Origin of the sequence: Halolamina sp. CBA1230 (assembly GCF_002025255.2) — an archaeon.
In the GTDB taxonomy this organism is placed as follows: domain Archaea; phylum Halobacteriota; class Halobacteria; order Halobacteriales; family Haloferacaceae; genus Halolamina.
The window spans coordinates 597,237-623,517 of record NZ_CP054587.1 but is presented as its reverse complement, the minus strand read 5'-3'; the positions used below and the strand labels follow the sequence as shown (position 1 = coordinate 623,517).

Genomic DNA, 26,281 nt, shown 5'->3' with positions numbered 1-26,281 from the left:
GTCGCCCGTACGACAGCGCGAGGTCCTCGCGAGTGAAACGAGCGAGGGCACGAGGGAGCTTCGCTCCCTCGGAGGACGAGCGAACGAACGCAGTGAGAGAGCGAATCGGTTGGGGAGGTGTGAGGGCTGTGCGGGGCGGTTGCGGTCGCAAGTGGTCTACGATCGAGATGCTGTTGCCGTCGAAGCAGTCACTGACACGACTACCGTCAACGCCGCAGAACCCATCGACTGAAGATTCGACACCTCCCGAAAACCAATGGAAAAACGACGTCCGAATCAATCGTCACTGGGCGCCGGTCCCGGCGTCCGATCCAGATCGACGCCCCGCCACGTCCCGCGCTGGTACCAGAGGTACGCGACCGTCGCGCCGAACACGTTCGAGACGGCGAAGGAGAGCCAGAGCCCGTCCGGGCCGAGCGCGAACGTCTGCGACCCGACCCACGCGACCGGCAGGCGGAACACCATCAGCGTCCCGACCGAGATGATCGCCGCGGTCGTCGTCTTCCCGGCACCGCGGAAGCTCCCGTTGTAGGCGCGCATGATCCCCATGAAGCCGAACGTGGGGGCGACGAAGCGCATGAACTGCGCGCCCACCTCGATCACGCGCGGGGCGTCGGGCTGGTCCGCGCCGACGAAGATCGAGACGATCGGCTCCGCCCAGACGAACGCGATCACGCCCACCGCCGAGAGGATCAGGAACGAGGCTTTCGACGCGAACGCGGCGGTCGCGGCCGCGCGGTCGGGCTTGTCCGCGCCGATGTTCTGCCCGCTCATCGTCTCCACGCCGCGGGCCATCGCGATCGCGGGCATGAACACCACCGAGAGCACCCTGGTGCCGATCCCGTACGCCGAGACGACAGGCGTCGCGAACAGCCCGACGACGATCAGCAGGAGGTTGATCGAGACCGCCCGTCCCACACCCTCGACGGACGCGGGCACGCCGATCTCGAGGATTCGCTTCGCGAAGTCGAGATCCGGCGCCATATCGCCCAGCCGGATCTGGACGCCCTGGTTCCCGCGGAACATGATCCCCAGGCCGATCACGAACGCCAGCGCCCGGGAGAAAATGGTCGCGATGGCGGCGCCGCGCAGGCCGTCGCCCGTGTACCCCGTCATCGCGAACAGCTGCTCCTGCAGGCCGGGCATCCCGATCATCGCGAACAGGGGGTTCTCCTGGAACCCGAAGATGAAGAAGGGGTCCAGCACGATGTTGACGATCACCGAGATCCCCATCACGATCATCGGCGTCACCGTGTCGCCGGCCCCGCGCATCAGGGAGATGAACATGATGAAGCCGAACATGAACACCAGCCCCAGCGAGATCACCTCCATGTAGTTGACCGCCAGCGGCTTCACGTCGGGCGAGGCGCCGTAGATCTCGACGAGCGTGTCGACCGCGAAGTAGCCGAGCACGCCGAGGATGATCGAGGCGACGACCGCGAAGGAGACCGTCTGTGAGGCGGCGTAGTCGGCCTGTCGCTCGTCGCCGGCGCCGATGTTCTGGGCGATCAGCACGCTGCCCGCGACGGAGAGGCCCAGCCCCAGCGAGATCAGCAGGAACACCATCGGGAACGCGAAGCTGATCGCGGCCAGCGCCTCCGTGCTGTATCGGCCGACCCAGAACGTGTCCGCGAGGTTGTAGGCGGTCTGGAACAGGTTCGTGATCACGATCGGGATCGCGAGCACGAACAGCGGCTTCCCGATGCCGCCCTCCGTCAGATCCAGCTCCTCCTGGTTGAACGCGCGGTGGAAGAGCTTGCGCGCCCCCGCGAGCTTCCCGCGGAGGCTCACTCGCCACCCCCGTCGGCGACGATGGTCGACTCGATGTGGGTCCGCAGCGTCTCCCGGGTCTCCTCGATCGGCCGACCGACCGCGACGCTCCGGGTCTGGGCGCCGTTGAACACGGTCACGAGGAAATCCGCCGACGCCTCGACGTCGAGGTCCGTCCGGAACTCGCCGCTCTCGACGCCGGCCGAGAGATGTTCCTCGACGTGGTCACGCAGCGTCCGGTCGTGCTGCTTGAGGTGTCGCCGGAACGCCTCGTCGTAGGGGCCCTGTGCCTTCAACTCGAGCACCGCCGTCTGGAACCCCCGGTCGGGGGCGTCGTCGTCCGGCGGGTACAGCACCGTGTCGATCAGGTTCAGCAGGCGATCGTACGCCGTCTCACCCTCGACGGTGTCGAGCCGCTCGGTGAAGCTCTCGAGCAGATCGTCGAAGAAAGAGAGCAGCAGATCGTGCTTGCTGTCGTAGTGGTAATGTAGCGCGGACTTGCTCCTGTCCGTCTCCGCGGCGATATCCTCCATCGTCACCTCGGCGTACCCGTGCTTACAGAGCGCGCGGTACGTTCCCTTGGTGATGTCGTTCGTCGACTCCTCCGTACTCATACTGACTGACTAGTTAGTCAAACTGTCGGGTCAGCCAAAAACGCTCTGGTTCGGGCAACTCCTCGTCAACCCATGAACCCCGAGCAGGGCGTTCCGGGCGTCGGTGGGCGCTGGCTCGCGGTGTCCGCGTCCGCACAGTCCGTGTGTTCGACGGCGTCGCCGTCGACGCCCGCCGCGAGGAAATCTCGGATCGGCGGCCCGACACGCTCCGGTTCGACGAGGAACGCGTCGTGGCCGTGGTCGGAGTCGACGACGTGGTGGGTGACGGGCGTGTCCGTCGCCGCGAACGCGTCCGCGAGCGTGCCGCCGGCCTCGGCGGGGAAATGCCAGTCACCTGTGAAGGAGAGCACCAGCGTCTCGCCGTCGAACCCCGAGAGCGCGTCGGCGTCGGAGTCGTATCCGGACGAAAGGTCGAACTCGTCCATCGCGCGGGTCAGGTAGAGGTAGCTGTTGGCGTCGAAGCGATCGACGAACGTCGTCGCTTGGTGGTCGAGGTACGTCTCCACCTCGCGCTCGGGGAACGACTCCGCGGCCGGATCCGCGGGAAACGGCGACTCGACGTCGTGCTCGCTCTCGCCACGGTCGAACTTGCGGTCCATCGACGCCTTCGAGAGGTAGCTGAGGTGGCCGAGCTGGCGGGCCAGCGCGAGCCCCCGGTCGGGGTGGGTCCCCTCGGCGGCGTACTCCCCCTCGTGCCACGCCGGGTCGCCGCGGATCGCCCGCCGCGCGACGGCGTTGAGCCCGAGCAGTTGTGCGTCGAGTTGGGGGGCGGCCGCCACGGGGATCGCCCGGTCGAGGTCCGCGGGGAACTGCCGTACCCAGTCGAGGACGTTCATCCCGCCGACGCTGCCGCCGACGACGGCGTGGAGGCGGTCGACGCCGATCTCGTCGAGCAGGCGACGCTGGGCGCGGGTCCAGTCCGCGACGGTGACCGCCGGGAACGAACTCCCCCAGACGCCGCCGTCGGGGTGGGCGCTCGCCGGCCCCGTCGAGCCGTAACAGGAGCCGGGAACGTTGACACAGACGACGAAGAACTCCGTGGTGTCGATGGCCTGCTCGGGACCGACCACGTCGTCCCACCAGGCACGGGCCTGCCCGGCCGTCTCCGGGGTGTCGCCCCCGTCGCCGTCCGGCGCGCTCGCGACGTGCTGGCTCCCGGTGAGCGCGTGGCAGACCAGCACCGCGTTCCCCTCGCCGTTCGGGCCGCCGTCGGGATCGTACTCGCCGTAGGTTTCGTACGCCAGTTCGAGGTCGGGTACCGAGCCGCCGCGTTCGAACTCGAAGGCGCCGACGGAGCGCGTGTCCGCGGCGTGTGTCGGCGTCGCGCCGTTCGTTCCGGTCATGTCGATCGCTCGATAGCGGCGTCGATGTCGTCGACGATGTCCTCGGGCTCCTCCAGTCCGACAGAGAACCGGAGCAGGTCGGGCGAGACGCCCGCAGCGCGCTGTTCCTCCTCGCTCAACTGCGCGTGGGTCGTGCTCGCGGGGTGGATCACCAGCGTTCTCGCGTCGCCGACGTTGGCGACGAAGCTCGCCAGCTCCACCTCCTCACAGAACTGCTTCCCGCCGGTGAACCCCGCCTCCAGCCCGAACGCGATCATGCCGCCGAACCCGTCGAGGTAGCGCGCGGCGTTGTCGTGGGTCGGGTGGTCGTCCAGCCCTGGATACGTCACCCACGCGACCTCGGGGTGGTCCTGGAGGTGTTCGGCGACGATCCGGGCGTTCTCGCTGTGGCGGTCCATCCGCAGGTCGAGCGTCTCCAGCCCTTGGAGCGTAGCCCACGCGTCGAAGGGAGTCTGCTGGGCGCCCAGCGGGCGGATCCCTCGGTGGCGGAGCGCGTGGGTCAGCGCCTCCTCGCCGAACCGCTCCGCGAAGTCGACGCCGAAGGCGGGGTTCTCCCCCGAGAGTTCGTCGTAGTCGGCCTCGGGGTGGTCCCACGGGAACGTCCCCCCGTCGACGAGCACGCCGCCGACGGTGGTGCCCGAGCCGTGGATCCACTTGGTCGTCGACTCCCAGATCACGTCGGCGCCGTGGTCGAGCGGCCGACAGAGCGCGGGCGAGGCGAACGTGTTGTCCACGACGAGCGGCGTCGCGTGCTCGTGGGCGATGTCTGCAAGCCGTTCGAAATCTGGCGTCACCAGCGAGGGGTTGGCCATCGTCTCGACGTGGACGTACGCGGTGTCGTCGTCGATGGCGTCGGCGTAGGCGTCGTAGTCCAGCGTGTCGACGGTTCGGATCTCGATCCCCCGCCGGCTGGCGGTGTGGGCGAAGTACGCGGTCGTCCCGCCGTAGAGATCGCCCGCCGTGACGACGTTCTCCCCCGCCTTCGCGAGCACCGTGGTCAGCGTGTCGACGGCAGCCATCCCGGCGTTGGTCGCGACCGCGCCGACGCCGCCCGAGAGCGACGCCAGCCGGCGTTCGAGCGTGCGGACGGTCGGGTTCGAGATGCGGCTGTAGATGTCGCCCTCGTCCTCCAGCGCGTAGAGGTCGGCGGCGCGGTCGGCGCTGCCCAAGCGGTACGACGTCGTCTGGTGGATCGGCGGCGCGAACGACCCTCCCTCGGCGCTCGGCTCGTAGCCGCCGTGGAGACTCCGGCTCCGGAACCCGCGGGTCATGTGCGTAGTGCATACCTCGAAAGACAAAAATGCACGGTAGTTTTCCGACGCGGCGCAGCGGCTGCTCGGCGGTATCGCTACGCGGGTAAATCTCGAAAAACTGCCCGCAGGACTACCGGAGCGTATCGTTTCTGCGAGCGGCCCCGACTCTCCTTTGTTGTTCGCTACCACTGACCTAACTTCTCCCGTCTCGACAGCCATTTATTCTCGAAGGTAATTCCTCCAACCACGAAAATGAGCTCTGGGAATGGTTCGACGGCGGATAGCTCACTGAACGTGTCGCCGACGCTGGAACAGGCGCTCGTTCCGACGCTCGCGGTGGTGGTGTTTCTCGGCCTCGGCTCCGGGCTGCTGGGGATGGCGCCTCACGCGCCGCTGCTCTGGAGCGTGGTGTTCGCGGCGATCGTCGGCCGCTACTGGATCGGCGTCGGCTACGACGATCTCGCCGACGGCGTCGAGCACGGCCTCCGGATGGGGCTGCAGGCGATCCTGATCCTGTTCACCATCTACGCGCTGATCGCGACGTGGATCGCCGCGGGGACGATCCCGGGGCTGATGTACTACGGGCTGGGGCTCCTCACGCCCGAGACGTTCCTGCCGGCGACGGCGCTGCTCGCGGCGGTCGTCGCCTTCTCGATCGGCTCCTCGTGGACGACCGCGGGTACACTGGGCGTCGCCTTCACGGGGATCGGCTCCGGACTCGGGATCCCGATCCCGATGACCGCGGGTGCCGTGCTCTCGGGCGCCTACGCCGGTGACAAGCAGTCGCCGCTCTCGGACACGACGAACCTCGCCGCGGCGGTGACGGACACCGAACTGTACGACCACATCCTCTCGATGCGGCTCGGGACCGCGATCGCGTTCGGGCTCTCGGTCGTGCTCTACGGCGCGCTCGGCCTCCAGGCCGGCGGCGCGATCCCCGCTGGTCGGGTCGGCGAGATCCGCGGCGCGCTCGCGGGCACGTACGACCTCGGCCTGCTCGTGTTCGTCCCGCTGCTCGTGACGTTCGCGCTGGCGGTGCGGGGCGTGCCCGCGCTCGCCTCCCTCGTCGCCGGGGTGTTCGCCGGCGCGGGAACGACGGTGCTCGTACAGGGCACCGCGTTCACCGACGCCTGGGACGTGTTCCTCAACGGGACCGCGCCGGAGACGGGCGTCACGCTGGTGAACGACCTGCTCGTCAGCGGCGGGCTCTCGGGTTCGGCGTGGACGATATCGGTGGTCGTGCTCGCGCTCTCCCTCGGGGGGCTGCTCGACCACCTCGGCATCCTCTCGACGCTCGCGACGCGACTCGCCTCGCTCGTCTGGGGCCAGCGCAGTCTCGTGATCGGGACGGGGGCGTCGGCGTTCGTCGTCAACGCGTTCTCGGCCCAGCAGTACATGAGCATCGTCGTCCCCGGGATGACGCTGCGGGAGCTGTTCGACGAGCACGAGCTCGACACCTCCGTCCTCTCGCGCGCGGTCGAGTCAGCGGGGACCCCGACCGGCGCGCTCCTCCCGTGGCACGCCGGCGGCGTGTTCATGGTCAGCGTGTTCGGGCTCGAAGGTGGGACCTCGCTGTTCATCCTCACCGAGTACGCAGAGTACTACTACTTCGCGTTCCTCTCGCCGCTCGTGCTGGTGGTGCTGACGCTCGCGGGCGTCGGCCTCGATGCGACCCCACCGCGCGGTGGCGTCGATGCTGAGGGTGAGGCAGCCGTTGCGGACGACTGATACGCCCGGCACGCGGTCAGCCGGGCGGAGCGACTGACCATCGCGGCGACGGTCTGCCGCGATGGACGACTGGTCTCGCCGTTAACGAGAGCCACCGGCTCTCGTTCGCCAACCAGAAATCTCCGATTTCTGGTGTAGGCACGCTGTCAGCCGGCGAGGGCGACTGATCCCTTTCGTCCCCGATATTTATCCCCGATAGGGCGACCACGCTCTGCGTGCGCTGAGAACGGCCGCAGGGCGAACGAGGCGGGAGCGCGACACACCGCCCTGCGAGCGATCGTGTCGCCTGTTCGCTATCCCCGGGAGCGACTGCTCAGTCCCACACGAGGTCGTCGAGCGCCGTCCCGACGTTCCCCGGCCCGTCGGGGACGGCGATCTGCCCGTCGACGACCGGGACCGGATCGTCCCCGAGATCCGACGCGAGCAGCCCGCCGGTCGCGAGCCCGCACGCCCGGTCACCCGGAACCGCGGCCGCGACGTGGACCGCAGCCGCGCGAGCGACGGCGCCGTCGATCGTCGTGGTCACGACCGGGTCGACGCCGGCCGCGGACAGCCGCCCCGCGGCGTCGACAGCGGCGTCCGGCCCGCCGAGCGCCATGGGCTTCAACACCGCCACGTCGGCGGCGTCGGCGTCGAGCACCGCGTCGACGCCGGCCACGCGAATCGACTCGTCGACCGCGATCCCGACGCCGTGACCCCGCAGCGCGGCCAGTCCCGAGAGCTCTTCGGGGGGCAGCGGTTGCTCGACGTACTCGACGCCCATCGAGGCGAACGCGTCGACAGCCTCCGCGGCGGTTTCGCGGTCCCACGCGCCGTTCGCGTCCACTCGGACAGTGGCGTCGACGGCGTCCCGGACCGCCGAAACGCGTTCGAGGTCGGCCTCGAGTGACCGAACGCCGACTTTGAGCTTGAGGTAGTCGAACCCCTCCGCGACGGCCGAACGAGCCGCGGCGACTGTCTCCTCGACGCTCCCGTCGCCGACTGTGGCGTTGACCGGCACCGACGAACTCGGCGCCGAAAACCCGCCGCGGTCGGCAAGCAGCGCCGCGAGGGACTCCCCGCTCGCTCGTGCTTCCGCGTCCAGCACTGCGAGCCGGTAGCCGTGCCGGGCAGCCGGCGTCGGCGGCTGCTCCCCGGCGAGGTCGTCCACACGCTGCCACGACTCGGGCGGGTCTCGGAGCGCGGCCTCGCAGGCCTCGTACTCCTCGGTCCAGCCGGGCAGCGGCGTCGCTTCCCCGACGCCGCGAACCGTCCCGGCGTCGGTCGAGCGCTCCACGCCGACGAGCAGCCCGTGACGCTCGTCGATATCTCCGTCGGCGGTCGCCAGCGGGCGTGCCAGATCGAGCGAGAACGGGCGGAGCGTCGGACTCATCCGAGGATCAGGCCGGCGGTGAACAGCACCGCGTACAGCGCGAGCAGTTGGCCGGTTCGCTCCAGCGCGGGGTTGAGCGCCTCGCCGTCGGTTCGGGTCAGCACTGTTCGGGTCACGATCCCGGCCAGGGGCAGCGAGAGCAGCGGCAGCAGGACCGGCGGTCCGAACTCCCCGAGGAACAGCCACACCGGAACCACGTAGGCGAGTGCGAGCATCGCAACGTACTCGACTCGGCAGACGCCGTAGCCGAAGCGGACCGCGAGCGTTCGCTTCCCGGTCCTGCTGTCCTCCTCTTTATCCCGGACGTTGTTCACCACGAGGACGTTCGTTGTGAGCCCCGCCATCGGGAGGCTCGAAAGCAGCGCTAGCGACGGGACGGTCCCGGGCGGTAGCGTGGTCGGGACGCCGGCGACGGCCGCGGCGGCCTGCACGTAGACGGTCCCCGTGACGGCGACGAGGCCGAAGAAGACGAACACGAACAGGTCGCCGAGCCCGTGGTAGCCCAGCGGGTACGGCCCGCCGGTGTAGGCGATCCCGGAGGCGACCGACAGCAGGCCGATCACGAGGATCGGCACGCCGCCGACCCAGACGAGGTAGCTCCCGACGAGGATCGCGGCGGCGAAGGTGAGCCACATCGCCCGCTTGACGGCGTCGGGTTCGATCAGCCCGCCAGCAGTCACGCGAGTGAACCCTTCTCGGTCTTCGGTGTCGGCGCCCTGGATCGCGTCGTAGTAGTCGTTCGCGAAGTTGGTGCCGATCTGGATCAGGATCGCGCCCAGCAGCGCCGCGGCGGCGGGCAGCGGCGCGAACAGCCCCTCGTGGACGGCGACGCCGACGCCGACGAGTACCGGCGAGATCGCCGCCGGCATCGTCTGCGGCCGGGCGGCCATCACCCACGCGCGCCGCCGAGAGATCTCGGTCTCCGTACTCATTGTCGAGCGGTGGAGCGGGCGGGGCATGAAGGGTGGGTTCTCGAGCGAGGGGTCGGCGGGAGAGCTATACCCGGGCCGTGTAACGGTGACGTATGGCACGCGTACCTTACGTCGATCCCGAGGATATCCCCGATGAGTACAGCGATCTCGTCGTCTCGAAGCTACAGGGCAAGCCGGTGAACGTCTACGCGGCGCTCGGCAACAACCCCGAGGTGCTGGCGGGCACGCGTGCGTTCCTCGCCTCGCTGTGGGAGTCGACGGGCCTCTCGGAGCGCGAGCGCGAGCTGGTGATCCTGCTCACCGCGGCCGGAAACGAGAGCCGCTACGAGTGGCACCAGCACGTCCGGATCGGTCGCGAGGCCGGCGTCTCCGAAGCCGAGATGGCCGCGATCGAGGCCGGCGACTTCGACGGGTTCGACGGGGACGATGGGCTGTTGCTGCGCTACGCCGAGGCCGTGCTGGATCGTGACGTCGACGACACGCTCCACGAGGCGATCGTCGACGCGTACGACGAGTCGACGGCCGTCGGCGTCGCGTCGCTCGTGAACGGCTACAGCTCGCTGGCAGGGGTGCTCGACGCGTTCGACGTGGAGCTGGAGGACGGCGAGGAGTTCGCCGGCTGGGACCCACGGGCGTAGCCCGCACGGCCAGCCGCGGAATCCGGAACGGTTTCGGGCGGCGAGCGGGAGATCGAGGTATGGACCGGGCCGACCCGCGGACCGCCTACGACGACCTCTACGAGGCGAGCAACACCAGCGAGGTCGAGCCGGAGCGGTTCGACGAGCTGGTCGACGGGGAGCCGTTCACCACCGGGTGGGTCACGGTCGCGTCGGTGCTGGACAGCGAAGGGCGGATGCTGTTGATCTACGACGAGGACGACAAGGCGTGGGTCGTTCCCGGCGGCGCGGTCAAGCCCGGCGAGTCGCTCCCGGAAGCAGTGACACGCGAGGTCGACGAGGAGGCGGGCGTCCCGATCGAACCGGGACGGCCACACAGCGCGGTCGAGGCGACCTGTACCGACGGCGATCGCTCGGCGTCGTTCACCGTCGTCGGCTTCGAGGCGACGCCCGAGACGACCACCGTCGGCGCCGATCTGGGCGTCGACGACGAGACGATCACCGACGCCGCGTGGTTCGCGGAACTGCCCGAGGAGCTGTTCGCCCGCGATCACGCGGAAGCGCTGTTCGAGCGGGTGCGGGCGACGCAGATCTGACCTCTCAGTAGTGCCAGGGGTACCCCGAGAAATCGGGCTCCCTCCCTTCGAGGAACGCGTCCCGGCCCTCCTTCGCCTCGTCGGTCATGTACGCCAGCCGTGTCGCCTCGCCGGCGAACACCTGCTGGCCCACCATCCCGTCGTCGGCCATGTTGAACGCGAACTTCAGCATCCGCATCGCCGTCGGGCTCTTGCTCGTCATCGTCTCGGCCCAGTCGATGGCGGTGTCCTCCAGTTCCTCGTGGGGCACCGCCTCGTTGGCCATCCCCATGTCGACGGCCTCTTCGGCGGAGTAGGTCTTCCCGAGGAAGAACACCTCGCGAGCCTTCTTCTGACCGATCTGGCGCGCGAGATACGCCGAGCCGAACCCGCCGTCGAAGGAGGCCACGTCGGGGTCGGTCTGGAGGAACTTCGCGTGCTCCTCGCTCGCGAGCGTGAGGTCACAGACGACGTGCAGCGAGTGGCCGCCGCCGACGGCCCAGCCCGGCACGACCGCGACGACCGGTTTGGGCATGAACCGGATCAGCCGCTGGATTTCGAGGATGTGGAGTCGGCCCGCCTTGGCCTGCTTGACGGCCTCGGAGTCGTCCTCGGCGGCTTCGTCGTCGCCGCGGTACTCGTAGCCCGAGCCGCCACGGACCGACTGGTCGCCGCCGGCACAGAACGCCCAGCCGCCGTCCTTCTCGGAGGGGCCGTTGCCCGTCAGGAGGACGGCGCCGACGTCGGCCTGCTTGCGCGCGTGGTCGAGCGCCGCGTGGAGCTCGTCGACGGTGCCGGGGCGGAACGCGTTCCGCACGTCGGGACGGTCGAACGCGATGCGGACTGCGGGGAAGTCGACGCCGCGATGGTAGGTGATGTCGTCGAACTCGCCGGCGCCGTCGACCTGCTCCCAGCGGTCGGGGTCGAACAGCTCTGAGACCATGTCGGAACCGCGACGCCGGCCCGCAAAAAGCCCGCGGTCGGTGGCGTTCGCGTCCCACGCTCTGCGGCTGCGGGGCGCTCAGGGCGAGAGTGTGTCCACGACCTCCTCCTGCAGGCGGTCGCGGACGTCGTGGGAGTCGGCAGCGTCGGTGACGACCTCCACGACGGTGCTCCCGTCGCTCGCCACCGCCTCGCTGTAGGCGTCGACGAACCCCTCGCGGGAGTCCACGCGTTCGTACTCGAGGCCGTACAGGTCGCTGGTCGGCTCGAAATCGATCCCGTGAGGGGTCTCGAACTGCTCGGTGAACGGCGGGTCGAACGACTCGATCGGGAGCATGTGGAAGATGCCGCCGCCGTCGTTGTTGACGAGGACGATCGTCGCGTCCACGTCACACCGCGCGACCGCGAGCAGCCCGTTCATGTCGTGGTAGTACGCGAGGTCGCCGATCACGAGCGTCAGGTGGTCCGTCGTCGCGGAGCCGGCGCCCAGCGCCGCTGAGGTGACCCCGTCGATCCCCGAGACGCCGCGGTTGCCCAGCGCGGTCACCGCGTCAGGGCTCGGCTGCGCGAAGCGATCCAGATCCCGGACGGGCATCGAGTTCGAGACGAACAGCGTGGTCGGTTCGGGCGCCGCGTCGACCGCGTCGGCGACGATCCCGCCCTCGAACAGTCCCTCGTGCGCTTCGACAACGTCCCAGTGGGTCTCCTCGGCTTCGGCCCACAGCTCACGCCACTCCCCGGAGTCCGGACCGGCGACGATCCGCGAGAGCGCCTCGGCCAGCCGCGAGGGGTCGGCGACGACGAGGTCGGTCGCGGTGAACTCCGCCTCGCGCCACTTCCCGGCAGGGTCGACCACGAACTGCTCGGCGTCGGTCCGGGCGAGGTAGTTCCGCAGCGGCTTCGAGGTGGGTGAGGCGCCGATCCGCAGGACAGCCTGGGGATCGGGCCAGTCGCCGGTAACCGACTCGTCGAGGTAGGCGTCGTAGCCGCCGAGCACGGGCGCGACGCGGGTGTGGCCGCCGAAGCGCAGGCCGGAGAGCGGGTCCGCGAGGATCGGGAACCCGGTCGCGTGCGCGAGCGCGACGACGGCCTCGGGGTCGACCTCGGTCGGGTCCGCGGGGCCGGCGACGATCAGCCCCCGCTCGACGCCGAGGTCGTCCGCGAGCTGCCGGATCTCGTCGTCGGGGAGCTCCGGCGCCCCTTGTGCTCGCTCGACGAACGCGGGCGCGGAATCGCCGGCACCGACACCTGCGGGGGCGGCGGCGCTGCTCCCCTCGCTCGCCCGTCCCTCGGCGGCCAGCGCGTCGAGGTCCTCCGGCACGTCGCCGGGTACCTCGGTCGGTTCGAGGGGTTTGCGGAACGGGCAGTTGAGGTGGACGGGGCCGGCGTCGGTCCCCTCGGCCTCGGCGAGCGCGCGGGCGACGGTGGTCCGCAGCGAGCGGAGTTTCCTGGCTTCGGCCTCGGGCTCTGGGAGGTCCTTGTACCACCGGACGGCGTCGCCGTACAGCTTCTCCTGATCGGCGGTCTGGTTCGCGCCGGAGTCCCGGAGCTCCGGCGGTCGGTCGGCCGTGAGCGCGAGCAGCGGGACGCGGGACTGGTCGGCCTCCATCACCGCGGGGTGGTAGTTCGCGGCGGCGGTGCCGGAGGTACAGACCAGCGGCGTCACCTCGCCGGTGCGGCGGGCCCGGCCGAGCGCGAAGTACGCCGCGGAGCGCTCGTCGAGGTGGGAGAACGTCCGGATCGCCTCGTGTTCGTCGAACGCGACCGTCAGCGGCGTCGAGCGCGAGCCCGGCGAGATGCAGGCTGCGCTGACGCCACCCCGGGCGAGCTCGTCCACGATCGCCCGGGCCCAGAGCGTGTTGCGGTTCGGTGCGGTCATTGTCGGACCCTGGCGGCCGGGGCTGTTGGTTCCTGCGTTCCCGGTCGCCCACTGTCGACGGGGGCGGGAACGCCCGCCTCGTGGCGGTTTCGTAGCGACTTTACCGAAGCCCGTGCCACCTCCGGCCATGACCGATCGCATCGTCGTCGTCGGGGCCGGCTACGCGGGCGCCGGCACCGTCGACTCGCTCAAGCAGGAAGTGCCGGACGCCGGACTCGAGGACGACGTCGAACTCGTCTGGATCAACGAACACGACTACCACCTCGTGCTGCACGAGGCCCACCGCGTGATCCGCGACCCCAGCGTGGCGTCGAAGATCACCATCCCCTGTGAGTCGATGCTGCCCGACTGGGGGGAGTTCGTGCAGGACCGCGTCGTCGGCCTCGACACCGACGAGCGAACGGTCGAACTCGACGACAGCGAGCCCGTCGACTACGACTACCTCCTCCTGGGGATCGGCAGCGCCACCGCCTTTTTCGGCATCGACGGCCTGCGCGAGCACGCGCTCACCCTCAAGAGCCTCGCGGACGCCCGCGAGATCCACGAGGACGTGAAGGACGCCGCCGCGGACGCCTCCGTCGCCGACCCGGCGCAGGTGGTCGTCGGCGGCGCGGGACTGTCGGGGATCCAGGCCGCCGGTGAGATCGCGGAGTACCGCGACGAGCACGACGCCCCGATCGACGTCCACCTCGTCGAGGGGTTGGAGGAGGTGTTCCCCGGCAACGACGATTCGGTCCAGCAGGCGATCCGCGAGCGACTGGAGGCCGCCGACGTCAACGTCGAGTGCGGCGAGTTCATCTCGGAGGTCGACGACGACACCGTGTACCTCGGCGGCGGCGAGGACGAGGACCCGGAGGAGATGCCGTACGACGTGCTCGTCTGGACCGGCGGTATCACCGGCCAGGAGGAGCTGGCGAACACCGACCTCGACAAGGACGACCGCTCCCGCCGGGTGTTCGCCGATCGGGATTTCCAGACGAGCGACGATCGCGTGTTCGCGATCGGCGACACGGCCCTGATCGATCAGGGCGAGGACGAGGTCGCGCCGCCGACCGCGGTCGCGGCGTGGACCGCCGCCGAAGTCGCGGGGGAGAACCTCGTCAACGCCGTGCAGGGCCGACCGCTCTCGGCGTGGACGTACGAGGACAAGGGGACGCTGCTCTCGGTCGGCGACGAGGCCGTCGCCCACGACATCGCGGCACTGCCGTTCGACACGTTCGGCGGGACGCCCGCGAAGTTCCTGAAGAAGGCCGCCGCAGTCCGGTGGATCGCCTCGATCTCCTCGTTCGGGCGGGGAATGAATGCCTGGAGCGACATGTGAGCGGGTAGACGGCAACGCTTTCTGTCGGTTTTCGGTGAGAGTCGCGATTTTGGGACGGTGGTACCGCCGATCGACGTTCGACTTGGTAGGGAGTTCGCGGCGTTTGAAATTTCTGAACTTTCCAAAATTTGCAAATGGTGCGGGTGTTATGCTCGTGAGATTGGTTGATCGCAACAGCGACAGCAACAGCATCTCGTTCGTAGGACACTTGCGACTGCAGGGTGCCGGGCACGAGGCCCGGCACAGCATACGGCCCCCACCCCTCCCCCCGCGAGCGCCTGATTGGCGCTCGCGAGGCGTCCACCGCCACCGCACCGCCGTCGCTGTCGGCGCGAAGCGCGAGCAGGGCGGGACCGAAGGTCCCGCTGGCAGTGCGGGCGACACGTGGGTCGCCCGCACGACCCTCCGTGGACGAGCAGGCGCGAGGTCCTCGCGAGTGGAACGAGCGAGGGCACGAGAGAGCTCCGCTCTCTCGGAGGGCGAGTAAGCGACAGACGGGAGCGAACGAGTCGGCTGGGGGGTCTGAGGGCTGTGCGGTGCGGTTGCGGTCGCAAGTGGTCATGCTTCGAGATGTTGTTGCTGTCGCGGTCCTCGACCACGTTCGCCGTGACAACACCGAGCGCTAACCACCTCTCCACGACAAAAAAAAAAGAACGAACCCTACTACCACCCACCATCAATCGGTTCCTACCCTGCCACAAGCCATTTCCCCAGTCTTCCCCTCCTTCCGTCTCCGATGAGAGCTTCCACACTCGTCCTCGCGTTCGGTGCGTTCGTGTTCGTGCTTCCGATCCCCGGGACGTTCATCGCCGGCGCACTCGTGCTGCTCGCGGGTGCGGCCGCCCGCTGGCTCGGATCGTAGTCGTTCCGCGTCGTACAGCAACCGTTTCTCCCCGCAGCCGTCCACTTCCGCCGGCTACCGCCTGAACTGCTCGGTGACTCCACCGGTGACGGGTGGTCGGTCCCCCGGCCCGTCGTCGCCGTGTTTCTCCTCGGCGTACCGCGCGCCGGCGGCGACACTGACCGCCGCGAGCAGGATCCCGCCGAGCACGTCGGTCAGCCAGTGGATCCCCAGATACATCGTGGCCACCGCCACCGACGCCGCGAGCGTCGTGGCGACCGGGAGCCACCCCGGCGCAGCCGTGCGGTACCGGGCGGCCAGTAGCGCCACCGTGACCGACAGCGACGTGTGCAGCGACGGGAACACGTTGGTGTTCTCGTTCACCCGGGCTGTGAGATGCTGGACCTCCGGCCAGTTGCTGAACAGCAGCGACTCCACCGCGCCGGGCATGAAGTTCCGCGGACCGTACGCGACGAACAGCACGTAGCAGAGCAGGCCGATGCCGTAGTTCAGCGTGTAGGCGACCAGCGTCGCAGATAGCGCGCGCGTGTCGTCGTGGAACGCGTAGAGCACGACCGGGAACGTGAGCAGGAACACGTAGCCGAACACGTAGACAAAGCTGAAGTACGCGGTCAGCTCCGGCGTGGCGAACGACTGCAGGTCCGCGACGAACGCGCCTTCCAGGCTGTGGATCACCTTCGTGACGTTCACGCCGATCAGCCACGAGACCCCGACGCCGACGTCGCGAACGGTGCCGTTGGCGAGCAACAGCGCACCGAGGACGGCGGCGGTCGGGGCGACCGCCCGGGCGTTCTCCCGGAGCGAACTCCCCCGGAACTCCCGGCCGATGACCCATCGGACGGCGCCGAGTCCCAGCAGATGCAGCGCGAGCACCACGGCGACGATCTGGAGCAGAACGCCGACCAGACTCACGGGTTCCCCCCGACGAGCGTGTCGTCGTCGTACTGGTAGCCAGCCTCGCGGAACGTCTCGCGGGCGGCGTCGGCGTTCAGTTCGCCGTTCCGGCCGAGGAACGGGACCACGGGGTTGCCCTCGTCCCACTCGAGGTCCTCGGGGTACCACTGGGTGCCCTGGAGCGGGCCGACCGCGGGTCGGGCGTAGCCGTCGAGCACCTCCGCGGCGAGAGACTCGCCGTCGATCAGGCGAGCGAGTGTGTTCCGGAACCGCGGGTTGTCGAGATGCGTCCGGCGGGTGTTGTAGCCGAGGACGTACGGTCGGTCCGAGCGGCGCACGAGCAGTTCGGCCCCCTCCGCACGGCCGATCCGTGGGACCGTCGACGCGCCGACGGTGGTGCCAGTCAGATCCGCGTCGCCGTCGGCAACCGTGTCGACGGCGCTCACGTCGGAGCCCACCACCTGTACCGAGAGCGCGTCGACGTTGGGGTCGGCGACCCAGTCGGGGAGGTCGGTTCCCTCACGCGTCGAGAAGTGGTCGACGCGTTCCAGTCGGAGATGTTCTCGGGGGGTGTTCCGGGCGAACTCGAACGGGCCGCTCCCGACCGGCGGGATGTTGTTGGTGACGAGCGCCTCGGTCACCGTCCCGACGGGGATCCCGCCGATCGCAGCGGTGTCGGTGCGCTCGCTCCAGACGTGCTCCGGGAGGATCGGCACTGTCAGCCCCCGCGACGCGACGGCGGGGGCGGACTCGACGAACGTCACGTCGAGTCGCCGGTCGTCGACGACCGAGATCTCGTCGACGAGGCTGCTCCGCCCCCGGAACGCCGGTGACGGTATCTCGGCGTCCTCGTCGTCGTCGCCCCCAAGCGTCGTGTCCGCGAGCAGGTCGTACGTGAACGCGACGTCGTCGGCGGTCAGTTCCTCGTCGTCGTGCCACGTCAGGTCCTCGCGGAGGGTGACACGCGCCGTCGGCGTGTCGCGGTCCAAGAGTTCGACTGACTCCGCGAGCCACGGCGTCAGCTCCCCCTCGATCGGGCGGGCGAGCGAATCGTACAGCAGCCCGGTCAGCACGTCGCTCCGGCGGAACTCCACCGAGAGCGGGTTCAGGTTCGTCGTGGCGCGTCGATCGGTGCCAACCACGCGGAGCGTCCGTTCGTCGCTCCCACTCCCGTACTCAGCGGCGACCCGCAGATACCCCAGCGGCGAGCGGAGGTCGACGTCCTGCCAGTTCGGGCCGGCGTCGGTTCGCGCCGCCCGGATGTCGTCGGGCACGGTGAGCAGCGTGAACGGCTGGGTCCGAGCGACCGTTCGCTGAGCCCGTAGGAGCGCTTCCTGTCGGTGGTCGCCGTCGGTCTGCCGCTGGCTCTCGAGCGCGGCGTCGACGTTGAGGTTGGTGTAGCCGAACGGGTTCTGCCACCCTGGCGCGTCCGCGAACCGCGAGTGCAGCAGCGTCGTGAGCGCGTCGGGCTCCCGGAACTTCTCGGGGAGCCGCATCACGAACATGTCGAACTCGGTCCGGAGCAGGCTCTGGCGCATGAGCTCCTGCTCGGACATCGGGAGAACGTTGGTGCCGATGCCGGCGGCCTGGAACCACGACGCGATCCGGCGTGCCAGTGTGAGCGCGTACGGGTCGGCGTCGGCCGGGAGCGTCTTGATCCGGAACTCGATGGGTTGGATCGACCGCCAGCCCGTCATGCTGCGCGCCCGCTGGAGACAGCCGCCGCTCAGGGCCGCGGCACCGCTGCCCAGTGCCGCGAGGACCGAGCGGCGGTCCGTCGGCAGGCTCGACTCGGTGCCCATTATCACCGGAACTGGGTGACGGATAGACATATGAATTGTGCTGTTCCTCGCAGAGCGACGGAATACAGCTCCGTTCAGACAGACTTTAACCCAGCCCGCGACTCTTTCCACCCCGATGGCGCTCCCGAAACGAACCCTCCGTCTTCTGCTCGCAGTGCTGGTCGTCGCCTCCGCTGCGACCGTCGCGGTCGGCTACGTCGAGAGCGAGCGAACGAACGATCGGGTGACCGGTGACCCCGCCGTCGAGCAGGCGTTCCGCTCCGGCAGCGACGACGCCGTCGTCGGCGAGCGCGACAACATCACCGTCGTCGCGACGGACTCGAACGCGTTCGTCAGCGACGAGGGGTCCGCGGCGCGGGCGCAGGCGGAGCTCGCGGCGTTCGCGCCGAACGGGAGCATCTACTACTACCAGAACGACCACACGCGCTACTGGGACGTCGACCCCGTGGAGGGGACTCAGGCCACCGTCGAGTTCGTCTACGCCGACCACCTCGACCCCGACGAGTGTGACGGCTCGGTCTGTACCCGGAACGGGATCGAGCGCGTCAACCTCACGACCGGCGAGCGCACCGACGTGTTCAGCCGCATCACCGCCGGCAAACACTCCACACGCTGGCACGACGCGGATCGGGTCGACGACGACCGGCTGCTCGTGGCCGACATCGCACAGGACCGGGCGTTCATCGTCAACACCACGACCGGGCTGATCGAGTGGTCGTGGGAAGCCCAGGCCGACTACGATATCGAGAGCGGCGGCCCGTACCCCGAGGACTGGACGCACATCAACGACGTCGAGCACGTCGAGGTCGACGGCGAGGAGGCGGTGATGGTCAGCCTCCGGAACCAGGACCAGGTGGCGTTCATCGGGATGGACGGCGAACTCATGGAGGACTGGACGCTCGGCGAGGACGGCGACCACGCGACGCTGTACGAGCAGCACAACCCCGACTTCATCCCCGAGGAGCGGGGCGGGCCGGCGCTGCTCGTCGGCGACTCCGAGAACGGGCGGATCGTCGAGTACCAGCGCGAGGACGGCGAGTGGGTCCAGTCGTGGACGTGGGCCGACCAGCGGATGCAGTGGCCCCGCGACGCCGACCGCCTGCCGAACGGCCACACGCTGATCACCGACTCCAACGGCGACCGCGTCTTCGAGGTCGACGAGGAGGGTGAGGTCGTCTGGTCGGCCGATATCGGCTTCCCCTACGAGGCCGAGCGCCTCGGCACCGGCGACGAGAGCACGGGCGGCGAGAGCGCGGCGTCGCTGGGGCTCCCGAGCCACGAGCCCGAGCCCGCCGAGGCGTCGCTGCTCCAGCGCGCCCAGAACGCGCTGCCGCCGACGATCCAGAACGGGATCTCCTACGCGTTCCCGCGCTGGGTCGGTCTGCTCGAGGGGGCGGCGCTGCTCGTCCTGATCGGCAGCCTGCTGTGCTGGGGGACGCTCGAGTACCGCTGGCTCGACCGTACCCTCTCCGTCCGCTCCCCGATCCAGATCCGTCGGAAATGACGCAAGGAAGCGACTCCGTCCCGATCACGCGCGACGACGCCCCCTGGCTGGGTGCGGCGCTCGCGGCGGGGCTGCTCGCGGTCGTCGTCTACCTCGCGACCAACCCCTACCCCGCCTACGGCGCCGGGCTCTACCTCGAGATCGCCGACACGATCGCCGCCAACGGCTACGCGCCGCCGGCCGAGATCTCGGGGTACACCGCCGACGGCGTCCCGTTCGCCTACCCGCCGCTGCAGTTCTTCCTGCTCGCCGTGTTGCTCGATCTCGGTGCCGATCCGGTCGCGCTGGCGCAGTTCGTCCCCTCGGTCGGCGTGCTCGCCGCGCTCGTGCCCGTCTACCTGCTCGCGCGGGACTACGCGGGCTCGCGGCCCGCGGGTGCGGCCGCCGGCGTCGCGGTCGCGCTCAACCCCCAACTGCTCCAGTGGCACGTCTCCGCGGGCGGGCTGGTACGGGCGTTCGCGTTCTGCTACGCGCTGCTCGCGATCTACGCGGGCTACCACGCGTTCGCTCACGGTTCGCGGCGCGCGCTCGCCGTCGGCGCGCTGGCGTTCGGCGCGACCGTGCTCACGCATCCGACGTACTCGCTGTTCGTCGTCGTCACGTACCTCCTGCTGTGGGCGGTTCGTGACCCCTCGCTCGTCGGACTCCTCCGCGGCGCGGCGGTCGGGTTCGGCGGCGCAGTCGTCGCCTCGCCGTGGCTGCTCTGGGTCACGAGCACCCACGGGATCGACGTGCTCACCGGCGCCGCAGGCACCCACGGCGGCGTCGGCGGCGGACTGGCGACGATCGGCTTCTCCGCCACGCTGCTGCCGCTGCTCGGCGCCGCCTATCTCCTCTGGGTCCGCCGGGAGTGGTTCCTCGCGGCGTGGGCGCTCGCGGCGGAGCTGCTGTTCGCCCAGCCTCGGTTCGCGTTCACGGTCGGGAGCGTCGTCGCCGGCGTCGCGGCCGTCGACGTGGCCCGGCGGCTCCCCGCGCTCGACGGCCGCGTCTCGCTCCCGTCGCTGGGGTCGGTGGACCGCCGCGAGGTCGCCGCGGCGGCCTGTCTCCTGCTCGCGAGCGTCGCCGGCGGGACGTACCTCGCTCACGAGATGACGCTCACGGGCGACCCCTCCTCGCCCGAGTTCCTCGACGGCGCGGACGTCGAGGCGATGGCGTGGGCCGAGAGCGAGACCCGACCTGACGCGACGTTCGTCGTGCTCGGCGACGCCGCGGAGTGGTTCCCGGCGCTCGCGGACCGTACGATCCTGGTCGGCCCGTGGGGGGTGGAGTGGTACGGGCCTGAGGCGTACGAGACGCAGTTGGAGACGTTCGAGAACGTCTCCCGCTGTGACGGCGCGGACTGCGTCGAACGCGAGATGGCGACTGTCGACGCCGACCCTGACTACGTCTACCTTCCGAAGGGGTCCTACACGGTTCGGGGCCATCCCGAGGTGACGTTCGGCTCGCTGGAGCGCTCCTTCGCGGCGTCGGCCGACTGGGAGCGCGCCTACGAGAACGACGGGGTGGTCGTGTTCCGGGCGGTCGCGTAGCGCCGCGACCACCGGCTACTTCCCCGTCGACGCGTTTTCTCCGGTAATGACTGAACCCGTCAGCGGCCGGAACCGACTCGACGAGGAGGCCAGCCCGTACCTCCAGCAGCACGCCGACAACCCCGTGAACTGGCAGCCGTGGGACGAGAGCGCGCTCGAGGAGGCCCGCGAGCGCGACGTCCCCATCTTCCTCTCGGTGGGCTACTCGGCCTGCCACTGGTGTCACGTGATGGCCGAGGAGTCCTTCGAGGACGAGCAGGTCGCGGAGGTCCTGAACGAGGAGTTCGTCCCGATCAAGGTCGACCGCGAGGAGCGGCCGGATCTCGACCGCGTCTACCAGACGGTCTGCCAACTGGTGACCGGCGGCGGCGGGTGGCCGCTCTCGGCCTTCTTGACCCCCGAGGGGAAGCCGTTCTACGTCGGGACGTACTTCCCGCCCGAACCACAGCCGGGGCGCAACGTCCCCGGCTTCGAACAGCTCTGCCGGCAGATCGCCGATTCGTGGTCGGACCCTGAACAGCGCGGGGAGATGGAGAACCGCGCCGAGCAGTGGACGTCGGCGGCGCGGGACCGCATGGAACCCGCCGAGTCACCGGACGGGGAATCGGCGCCGCCGAGCACCGACATCCTCGACGACGCCGCGGCGGCGGCGATCCGCGGCGCCGACCGCCAGCACGGCGGGTTCGGCCAGGGCGGCCCGAAGTTCCCCCACCCGGGCCGGGTCGAACTCCTCCTTCGGGTGGCGTCGCTGTCGGACGACCCAGAGCCGCTGACGGTCGCGGAGAACGCGCTGAACGCGATGGGGAGCGGCGGGCTGTACGACCACCTCGGCGGCGGGTTCCACCGCTACTGCGTCGACGAGGACTGGACCGTCCCACACTTCGAGAAGATGGCGTACGACAACGCGACGATCCCGGCGGCCTTTCTCGCGGGCTACAGCGCGACGGGTCGGGAGCGCTACGCCGACGTCGTGGGGGAGACGCTCGACTTCGTCGAACGCGAACTCTCCCACCCCGAGGGCGGCTTTTTCAGCACCCTCGACGCACGGAGCGAGACACCCGAGGCACGGCTCGATGAGGGCGAGGATCCCGACCGCGAGGAGGGGGCGTTCTACGTCTGGACGCCCGCGGAGGTCCGCGACCTGCTCGACGAGCCGGCGGCGACGCTGTTCTGCCGGCGCTACGGCGTCGTCGCGGGCGGCAACTTCGAGGGCGGCACGAGCGTGCTGAACGAGACCGTCCCGGTCGCGGAGCTGGTCGGCGCCGAGATCGAGGTGGCAGGCGAGACGGTCGAGGCGCCCGACGACGCGGACGAGATCCACGACCTGCTCGCCGACGCCCGCGAACGGCTGTTCGCGGCCCGCGAGGAGCGCCCGCGCCCGCCCCGGGACGAGAAGGTGCTGGCGGGCTGGAACGGCCTGCTGATCGAGACGTTCGCTCGGTCGGGGTTCGTACTGGACGACGACGCTCGCATCGAACGTGCCCGCTCGGCGCTTTCGTTCGTCCGCGAACAGCTCTGGGACGCCGACGAGGGGCATCTCTCTCGGCGGTTCAAGGACGGACAGGTAGGGATCGACGGCGCGCTCGAGGACTACGCGTTCCTCGGCCGTGGCGCGTTCGAACTGTACCAGGCCACCGGCGACGTGGCGCCGCTCGCGTTCGCGCTCGACCTCGCGGAAGCCATCTCGGAGTCGTTCTACGACCCGGAGGACGGGACGCTCTACCTCGCCTCCAGCGAGAGCGAGGAGCTGGTCGCCCGACCGCAGGAGCTCACCGACCAGTCCACGCCCTCGAGTGTCGGCGCTGCGGTATCGCTGCTGCTCGATCTGGATCACTTCACCGACGAGGACCTCGGCAGCGTGGCGCGGGAGACGCTCGCGACCCACCGCGGCCGGATCGAGGCCAGCCCCGTGGAGCACGGTACGCTCGCGATGGCCGCCGACACGGCCGAGCGCGGGTCGCTCGAACTCACGGTCGCTGCCGAGGAACTGCCCGACGAGTGGCGCGGGACGCTCGCGGACCACTACCTGCCGGGTGCGGTCGTCGCCCGGCGGCCGCCGACCGAAGCCGGACTGCAGGACTGGCTCGACGAGCTCGGCCTCGACGAGGCGCCGCCGATCTGGGCCGACCGCGAGGCCCGCGACGGCGAGCCGACCGTGTACGCCTGTCGCTCCTTCACCTGCTCGCCGCCGGAGACGGATCTCGCGACGGCGCTCGACTGGGTCGAGGAGAACCTCTAACCCGCGGTCAGGCCGTCGCGGCTCGCGATCGCTCGTAGATCCACCCGCTCGCCACACCGAGCGGGAGCGTCAGCCAGCACGTGAAGGCGAACCCGAACCACAGGATCAGGACCCCGAGCAGGACGCTGAGTTCGAGGGCGGCGAACAGCGGGTCGGACAACACGAACCCCACGACGAGCACCGGCAACAGCAGCGTGATGGCGGCCAGGTAGGTCAGGACGACGGCGACGGTGCCCGCGATCGGGCCGAAGTACGCCGTTTCGGCCGGGAGATACCGCCACGTCATCCAGCCGGCGGCGAACGCGCCCGGCACGACCAGCGGGATCGCGGCGAGCCCGAACGGTGCGAGGCCGCGGGCCGACTCCATCCCGAGGAACCCGGCCACCGTCGTTGCTACGGCGAAAGCGAGGGCAGCCACGACCGCCGCGCTCGCACCGGCGTAGCCGGCACCGACGGCGCGCTCGTCGGCCTTGGGCAGTCTCCCGGGACCGTACTGGTGGCAGAACCGGCCGACGCGTCGGAAACTGGGGACCATACGCGCGGGTTCGGCCCGATCCGATAAATAGCTCGGGGTGAGAACGCCTACGCGTCGATTTCCTCGGCGAGGTACGCCGCGATCGGTCGGTCCTCGCTCTCGACGAAGCGGGCGATCCCCTCACCCTCCTTCTCGACGATCACGGTCGGGATCAGCTCGATTCCGTACTCCTCGACGGCCTCTCCGACTTTCTCGCCGTCCACGCGCTCGACCGCGTGGGCGTGGATCCGCTCGTCGGGCACGCCCGCGGCCTCGAGCGCCGCCGCGAACGCGGGGAGCTGCTGGCGGCAGTCGCCACACCAGTCGCCGCCCCAGACCCGGAACGTGAGGCCGTCGGCGCCGAGCGCGTCGACGACGTCCTCGTGGGCCGCGGTGTTCCACATCGGGTCGGGCTGGAGCGTCGAGAGCGTCGATTCGGGTGGTTCGGCTTCGCTCATACTCGATCTCGGCCCCCGGCGGGGATAAATCGTGCGTCAGTGGCGAACGGTCTCACTTCCCGACCAGACTCCCGGCCGTCCCCCCGATCGCGCCGAGGACGAGCGGGTACACCAGCCCCGCGAGCAGGATCGCGGTGACGAGATCCGGCGCGGCCGCGCCCTCGTAGGAGAAGAGGAACCGACCGATCACGGCCAGCGGGGCGTAGCCGATCGCGATCGCGGCGCCGGCGATCGCGCCCTCGGCCGGTTCGGCGGCGTCGGCGACACGGGCGGTCAGCAGCCCCGCCGCGAGCAGCAGCACGATCGGGATCGCGTACAGCAACGCGAGCGAGCCCCCGTCGCTGCCCGCGATGAAGTTCTGTGACTGCGTGCCGCCGAAGGCGTCGATCCGGACGCTGACGAAGTGGGCGTTGTAGAACAGCCACCCGACACCCTGCCAGACGGCGATGGGTTCGCCGCCGAGCAGTTCGGTGATGAGGTTGTACCCCTGCAGGCGCTCCGCGACGGAGCCGCTCTGCCAGACGTACGTGATCAGATACCCTAGCAGGTACGCGCCGATACCGGCACCCGCGCCCGCACCGAACGGCAGTCTGTCGGCCACACTGTTTGTGCTCATCGGATGTAGGGTCCGACTGCGGGTAAAAATCACTGACGGCCGTTTTCGGGGGCCGCTGTCGCTACTCCTTTAGTGCCGACCCGGGTACGCCGAGGTAGATGGACGCGAACGTGATCGACGCCATCGGGTCGCCGCTGGTCGAGGTGGCGTCGCCGGTCGGCACCGTCGCCGCCAAACTGGAGTCGAAGAACCCCGGCGGCTCCGCGAAGGACCGGCCGGCGCTGTACATGATCCGGGCCGCCGAGGAGTCCGGCGAACTCGGCGAGGGCGATGCTATCGTCGAGCCCACCAGCGGCAACACCGGGATCGGGCTCGCGATGATCGGCGCGGTGAAGGGGTACGACGTGCGGATCGTCATCCCGGAGTCGAAGTCGCCCGAACGGCGGCGGATCATGCGCGCCTACGGCGCCGACATCGAGATGGTCGACGGCGACATCGGCGACGCCCGCGACCGCGCCGACGAACTCGAAGCGACCGGCGAGTACGTCCAGGTCCGGCAGTTCGAGAACGCCGCCAACCCCCGCGCACACTACGAGACGACGGGCCCGGAGATCCTCGACCAGGTCGACCGCGAGGTCGACGCGTTCGTCGCCGGCGTCGGCACCGGCGGCACGCTGACGGGGACGAGCCGTCGGCTCCGCGAGGCGTTCCCCGCGATGGAGGTCGTCGCGGTCGAACCCGCGGGGAACGCCGTGCTCTCGGGGGGCGAGTCCGGCGCCGACGAGTATCAGGGGATGGGGCCGGGGTTCGTCTCGCCGAACCTCGACGTGGAGCTGATCGACGCGGTGGAGACTGTCGGTCTGGAGACCGCAGAGCGGGAGTGTCGCTGTCTGGCCAGCGAGGAGGGGATCCTCGTGGGGCAGTCCAGCGGCGCCGCGAACGTCGCCGCCCGACGAACCGCCAAGCAGCTCGCTGAGGCGGGTGTCGACGACCCCCTCGTGGTGACGGTGTTCCCCGACGGCGGCGAGCGCTACATGTCGACGGGGCTGTTCGAGGCCGAGGACGCCGAGGACTGCCAGTGGCAGTGTGAGGATTAACCGTCGAACTCGTCTTCGGTCACGCGAACCACCAGCACCTCGTCGTACCCCTCGCGCTCGGGTGTCCAATCGCCCTCACGTTCGACGAAGACAGGGTCCTGGGGGCGACTGTCCTCGACTCCGTACACTTGGAGGAGTTCACCGGTCTCCGCGGGGTCGATGTCGCCGTCACGGATCGCGGTTGCGAGGTCGCGGGAGAGCCACTCGGTCTCGGAGACGGAGTCCGACTGTACCAGCGGCGTCCGGACGAAGCGGACGAGATACCAGTTCAGATCGTTCAGCAGCGAGACGGCGGCGCCGATGGAGACGGTGTCGAGCGCGAGGCTGTTCGCGTACGGCTCCCGCAGCGCGTACGTCGAGAGCGCTTCGCGGGCGGTCTCCCGGGAGAGCAGTTCGTACCGGAGGTCGCTCTCGAGTTCGCCCAGCAGACAGACCTGCGCCATCGTCGGGGAGTCGCCGGCGCGGATGAAGTGGGTTGCG

Annotated in this window: 23 protein-coding genes; 9 read left to right on the top strand and 14 right to left on the bottom strand. The window is 69.8% G+C overall.

The genetic code is table 11. The features are described from left to right. Nucleotides 1-276 precede the first annotated feature (276 nt). From B4589_RS03135 to B4589_RS03120, 4 genes are all read right to left on the bottom strand, one after another. Nucleotides 277-1,791, bottom strand: coding sequence for an MATE family efflux transporter (locus B4589_RS03135; RefSeq protein ID WP_079232907.1), 1,515 nt, complete (start codon nt 1,789-1,791; stop codon nt 277-279). After that, entirely contained in the window at nt 1,788-2,384 is a 597-nt protein-coding gene (locus B4589_RS03130; RefSeq protein ID WP_079232906.1) for a TetR/AcrR family transcriptional regulator, read from the bottom strand. Before B4589_RS03130 ends, B4589_RS03135 begins: the two co-directional genes overlap by 4 nt. Before the next feature lie 65 nt (nt 2,385-2,449). Then, complete coding sequence (locus B4589_RS03125; protein ID WP_079232905.1) at nt 2,450-3,727, bottom strand: homoserine O-acetyltransferase; 1,278 nt, start codon at nt 3,725-3,727, stop codon at nt 2,450-2,452. After that, nucleotides 3,724-4,998 (bottom strand): O-acetylhomoserine aminocarboxypropyltransferase/cysteine synthase family protein, encoded by a 1,275-nt coding sequence (locus B4589_RS03120; protein ID WP_079232904.1) that lies wholly within the window; start codon nt 4,996-4,998, stop codon nt 3,724-3,726. The genes B4589_RS03125 and B4589_RS03120 overlap by 4 nt, the downstream gene beginning before the upstream one ends. A gap of 234 nt (nt 4,999-5,232) precedes the next feature. Between B4589_RS03120 and B4589_RS03115 the strand changes: the two genes are divergently transcribed. Beyond that, nucleotides 5,233-6,708, top strand: a complete 1,476-nt coding sequence (locus B4589_RS03115) for a Na+/H+ antiporter NhaC family protein (RefSeq protein ID WP_079232903.1) — start codon at nt 5,233-5,235, stop codon at nt 6,706-6,708. A gap of 313 nt (nt 6,709-7,021) precedes the next feature. Here the strand turns inward: B4589_RS03115 and B4589_RS03110 are convergent, their stop codons facing one another. Both B4589_RS03110 and B4589_RS03105 read right to left on the bottom strand, forming a co-directional pair. Beyond that, nucleotides 7,022-8,080 carry a mandelate racemase/muconate lactonizing enzyme family protein gene (locus B4589_RS03110; RefSeq protein ID WP_079232902.1) on the bottom strand — a complete coding sequence of 353 codons (1,059 nt, stop codon included), beginning with the start codon at nt 8,078-8,080 and terminating at the stop codon, nt 7,022-7,024. Next, nucleotides 8,077-9,012, bottom strand: a complete 936-nt coding sequence (locus B4589_RS03105) for a 1,4-dihydroxy-2-naphthoate polyprenyltransferase (protein ID WP_079232901.1) — start codon at nt 9,010-9,012, stop codon at nt 8,077-8,079. Before B4589_RS03105 ends, B4589_RS03110 begins: the two co-directional genes overlap by 4 nt. A gap of 92 nt (nt 9,013-9,104) precedes the next feature. Between B4589_RS03105 and B4589_RS03100 the strand changes: the two genes are divergently transcribed. Next, nucleotides 9,105-9,650: a carboxymuconolactone decarboxylase family protein gene (locus B4589_RS03100; RefSeq protein WP_079232900.1), complete on the top strand. Its 546-nt coding sequence runs from the start codon at nt 9,105-9,107 to the stop codon at nt 9,648-9,650. 59 nt (nt 9,651-9,709) lie between these two features. After that, nucleotides 9,710-10,225, top strand: a complete 516-nt coding sequence (locus tag B4589_RS03095) for an NUDIX hydrolase (RefSeq protein ID WP_079232899.1) — start codon at nt 9,710-9,712, stop codon at nt 10,223-10,225. A gap of 4 nt (nt 10,226-10,229) precedes the next feature. On the opposite strand, the gene B4589_RS03090 is transcribed toward B4589_RS03095, so the two are convergent. Further along, on the bottom strand, nt 10,230-11,147 hold the full coding sequence (locus B4589_RS03090; RefSeq protein ID WP_079232898.1) for a 1,4-dihydroxy-2-naphthoyl-CoA synthase: 918 nt from the start codon (nt 11,145-11,147) through the stop codon (nt 10,230-10,232). Between the two features lie 78 nt (nt 11,148-11,225). Then, complete coding sequence (menD, locus tag B4589_RS03085) at nt 11,226-13,025, bottom strand: 2-succinyl-5-enolpyruvyl-6-hydroxy-3-cyclohexene-1-carboxylic-acid synthase (protein WP_079232897.1); 1,800 nt, start codon at nt 13,023-13,025, stop codon at nt 11,226-11,228. A gap of 127 nt (nt 13,026-13,152) precedes the next feature. On the opposite strand from menD, the gene B4589_RS03080 reads away from it, so the two are divergent. Together B4589_RS03080 and B4589_RS18115 are read left to right on the top strand one after the other, a co-directional pair. Beyond that, complete coding sequence (locus tag B4589_RS03080) at nt 13,153-14,346, top strand: NAD(P)/FAD-dependent oxidoreductase (protein WP_079232896.1); 1,194 nt, start codon at nt 13,153-13,155, stop codon at nt 14,344-14,346. Between the two features lie 736 nt (nt 14,347-15,082). After that, nucleotides 15,083-15,208: a hypothetical protein gene (locus B4589_RS18115; RefSeq protein ID WP_255246116.1), complete on the top strand. Its 126-nt coding sequence runs from the start codon at nt 15,083-15,085 to the stop codon at nt 15,206-15,208. Between the two features lie 54 nt (nt 15,209-15,262). Here B4589_RS18115 and B4589_RS03075 read toward each other — a convergent pair whose 3' ends face one another. Next, entirely contained in the window at nt 15,263-16,120 is an 858-nt protein-coding gene (locus tag B4589_RS03075; protein ID WP_079232895.1) for a phosphatase PAP2 family protein, read from the bottom strand. Continuing rightward, nucleotides 16,117-17,904 (bottom strand): ABC transporter substrate-binding protein, encoded by a 1,788-nt coding sequence (locus B4589_RS03070; protein WP_079232894.1) that lies wholly within the window; start codon nt 17,902-17,904, stop codon nt 16,117-16,119. The genes B4589_RS03075 and B4589_RS03070 overlap by 4 nt, the downstream gene beginning before the upstream one ends. Nucleotides 17,905-18,019: 115 nt before the next feature. On the opposite strand from B4589_RS03070, the gene B4589_RS03065 reads away from it, so the two are divergent. The 3 genes from B4589_RS03065 to B4589_RS03055 are packed head-to-tail and all read left to right on the top strand — an operon-like array spanning nt 18,020 to nt 23,176. After that, nucleotides 18,020-19,408 carry an arylsulfotransferase family protein gene (locus B4589_RS03065; protein ID WP_079232893.1) on the top strand — a complete coding sequence of 463 codons (1,389 nt, stop codon included), beginning with the start codon at nt 18,020-18,022 and terminating at the stop codon, nt 19,406-19,408. After that, on the top strand, nt 19,405-20,937 hold the full coding sequence (locus tag B4589_RS03060) for a glycosyltransferase family 39 protein (RefSeq protein WP_079232892.1): 1,533 nt from the start codon (nt 19,405-19,407) through the stop codon (nt 20,935-20,937). The genes B4589_RS03065 and B4589_RS03060 overlap by 4 nt, the downstream gene beginning before the upstream one ends. A 46-nt stretch (nt 20,938-20,983) precedes the next feature. Next, nucleotides 20,984-23,176 (top strand): thioredoxin domain-containing protein, encoded by a 2,193-nt coding sequence (locus B4589_RS03055; protein ID WP_079232891.1) that lies wholly within the window; start codon nt 20,984-20,986, stop codon nt 23,174-23,176. 7 nt (nt 23,177-23,183) lie between these two features. Here the strand turns inward: B4589_RS03055 and B4589_RS03050 are convergent, their stop codons facing one another. The 3 genes from B4589_RS03050 to B4589_RS03040 are packed head-to-tail and all read right to left on the bottom strand — an operon-like array spanning nt 23,184 to nt 24,764. Then, nucleotides 23,184-23,711: a hypothetical protein gene (locus B4589_RS03050; RefSeq protein WP_079232890.1), complete on the bottom strand. Its 528-nt coding sequence runs from the start codon at nt 23,709-23,711 to the stop codon at nt 23,184-23,186. A 47-nt stretch (nt 23,712-23,758) separates the two neighbouring features. Then, the gene (locus B4589_RS03045; RefSeq protein WP_079232889.1) at nt 23,759-24,148 is read right to left on the bottom strand and encodes a thioredoxin family protein; all 390 of its coding nucleotides are present in this window, start codon (nt 24,146-24,148) and stop codon (nt 23,759-23,761) included. 52 nt (nt 24,149-24,200) lie between these two features. Continuing rightward, a complete protein-coding gene (locus B4589_RS03040) occupies nt 24,201-24,764 on the bottom strand; it encodes a hypothetical protein (protein ID WP_079232888.1) in 564 nt (187 codons plus the stop codon). Nucleotides 24,765-24,862: 98 nt separating this feature from the next. On the opposite strand from B4589_RS03040, the gene B4589_RS03035 reads away from it, so the two are divergent. Then, nucleotides 24,863-25,801, top strand: a complete 939-nt coding sequence (locus B4589_RS03035; RefSeq protein ID WP_079232887.1) for a PLP-dependent cysteine synthase family protein — start codon at nt 24,863-24,865, stop codon at nt 25,799-25,801. On the opposite strand, the gene B4589_RS03030 is transcribed toward B4589_RS03035, so the two are convergent. Beyond that, nucleotides 25,798-26,244, bottom strand: a complete 447-nt coding sequence (locus tag B4589_RS03030) for a DUF5804 family protein (RefSeq protein ID WP_079232886.1) — start codon at nt 26,242-26,244, stop codon at nt 25,798-25,800. The genes B4589_RS03035 and B4589_RS03030 overlap by 4 nt on opposite strands. Nucleotides 26,245-26,281 lie beyond the last annotated feature (37 nt).

Bases quoted from the DNA above. Each gene is read 5' to 3' on its own strand.
- B4589_RS03100 (WP_079232900.1), top strand. From the start codon at position 9,105: ATGGCACGCGTACCTTACGTCGATCCCGAGGATATCCCCGATGAGTAC.
- B4589_RS03080 (WP_079232896.1), top strand. From the start codon at position 13,153: ATGACCGATCGCATCGTCGTCGTCGGGGCCGGCTACGCGGGCGCCGGC.
- B4589_RS03065 (WP_079232893.1), top strand. From the start codon at position 18,020: ATGGCGCTCCCGAAACGAACCCTCCGTCTTCTGCTCGCAGTGCTGGTC.
- B4589_RS03070 (WP_079232894.1), bottom strand. From the start codon at position 17,904: ATGGGCACCGAGTCGAGCCTGCCGACGGACCGCCGCTCGGTCCTCGCG.
- B4589_RS03045 (WP_079232889.1), bottom strand. From the start codon at position 24,148: ATGAGCGAAGCCGAACCACCCGAATCGACGCTCTCGACGCTCCAGCCC.
- B4589_RS03050 (WP_079232890.1), bottom strand. From the start codon at position 23,711: ATGGTCCCCAGTTTCCGACGCGTCGGCCGGTTCTGCCACCAGTACGGT.
- B4589_RS03120 (WP_079232904.1), bottom strand. From the start codon at position 4,998: ATGACCCGCGGGTTCCGGAGCCGGAGTCTCCACGGCGGCTACGAGCCG.
- B4589_RS03130 (WP_079232906.1), bottom strand. From the start codon at position 2,384: ATGAGTACGGAGGAGTCGACGAACGACATCACCAAGGGAACGTACCGC.
- B4589_RS03125 (WP_079232905.1), bottom strand. From the start codon at position 3,727: ATGACCGGAACGAACGGCGCGACGCCGACACACGCCGCGGACACGCGC.
- menD (WP_079232897.1), bottom strand. From the start codon at position 13,025: ATGACCGCACCGAACCGCAACACGCTCTGGGCCCGGGCGATCGTGGAC.
- B4589_RS03105 (WP_079232901.1), bottom strand. From the start codon at position 9,012: ATGAGTACGGAGACCGAGATCTCTCGGCGGCGCGCGTGGGTGATGGCC.
- B4589_RS03060 (WP_079232892.1), top strand. From the start codon at position 19,405: ATGACGCAAGGAAGCGACTCCGTCCCGATCACGCGCGACGACGCCCCC.
- B4589_RS03095 (WP_079232899.1), top strand. From the start codon at position 9,710: ATGGACCGGGCCGACCCGCGGACCGCCTACGACGACCTCTACGAGGCG.
- B4589_RS03055 (WP_079232891.1), top strand. From the start codon at position 20,984: ATGACTGAACCCGTCAGCGGCCGGAACCGACTCGACGAGGAGGCCAGC.
- B4589_RS03090 (WP_079232898.1), bottom strand. From the start codon at position 11,147: ATGGTCTCAGAGCTGTTCGACCCCGACCGCTGGGAGCAGGTCGACGGC.
- B4589_RS03115 (WP_079232903.1), top strand. From the start codon at position 5,233: ATGAGCTCTGGGAATGGTTCGACGGCGGATAGCTCACTGAACGTGTCG.
- B4589_RS03035 (WP_079232887.1), top strand. From the start codon at position 24,863: ATGGACGCGAACGTGATCGACGCCATCGGGTCGCCGCTGGTCGAGGTG.
- B4589_RS03030 (WP_079232886.1), bottom strand. From the start codon at position 26,244: ATGGCGCAGGTCTGTCTGCTGGGCGAACTCGAGAGCGACCTCCGGTAC.
- B4589_RS03040 (WP_079232888.1), bottom strand. From the start codon at position 24,764: ATGAGCACAAACAGTGTGGCCGACAGACTGCCGTTCGGTGCGGGCGCG.
- B4589_RS03110 (WP_079232902.1), bottom strand. From the start codon at position 8,080: ATGAGTCCGACGCTCCGCCCGTTCTCGCTCGATCTGGCACGCCCGCTG.
- B4589_RS18115 (WP_255246116.1), top strand. From the start codon at position 15,083: ATGAGAGCTTCCACACTCGTCCTCGCGTTCGGTGCGTTCGTGTTCGTG.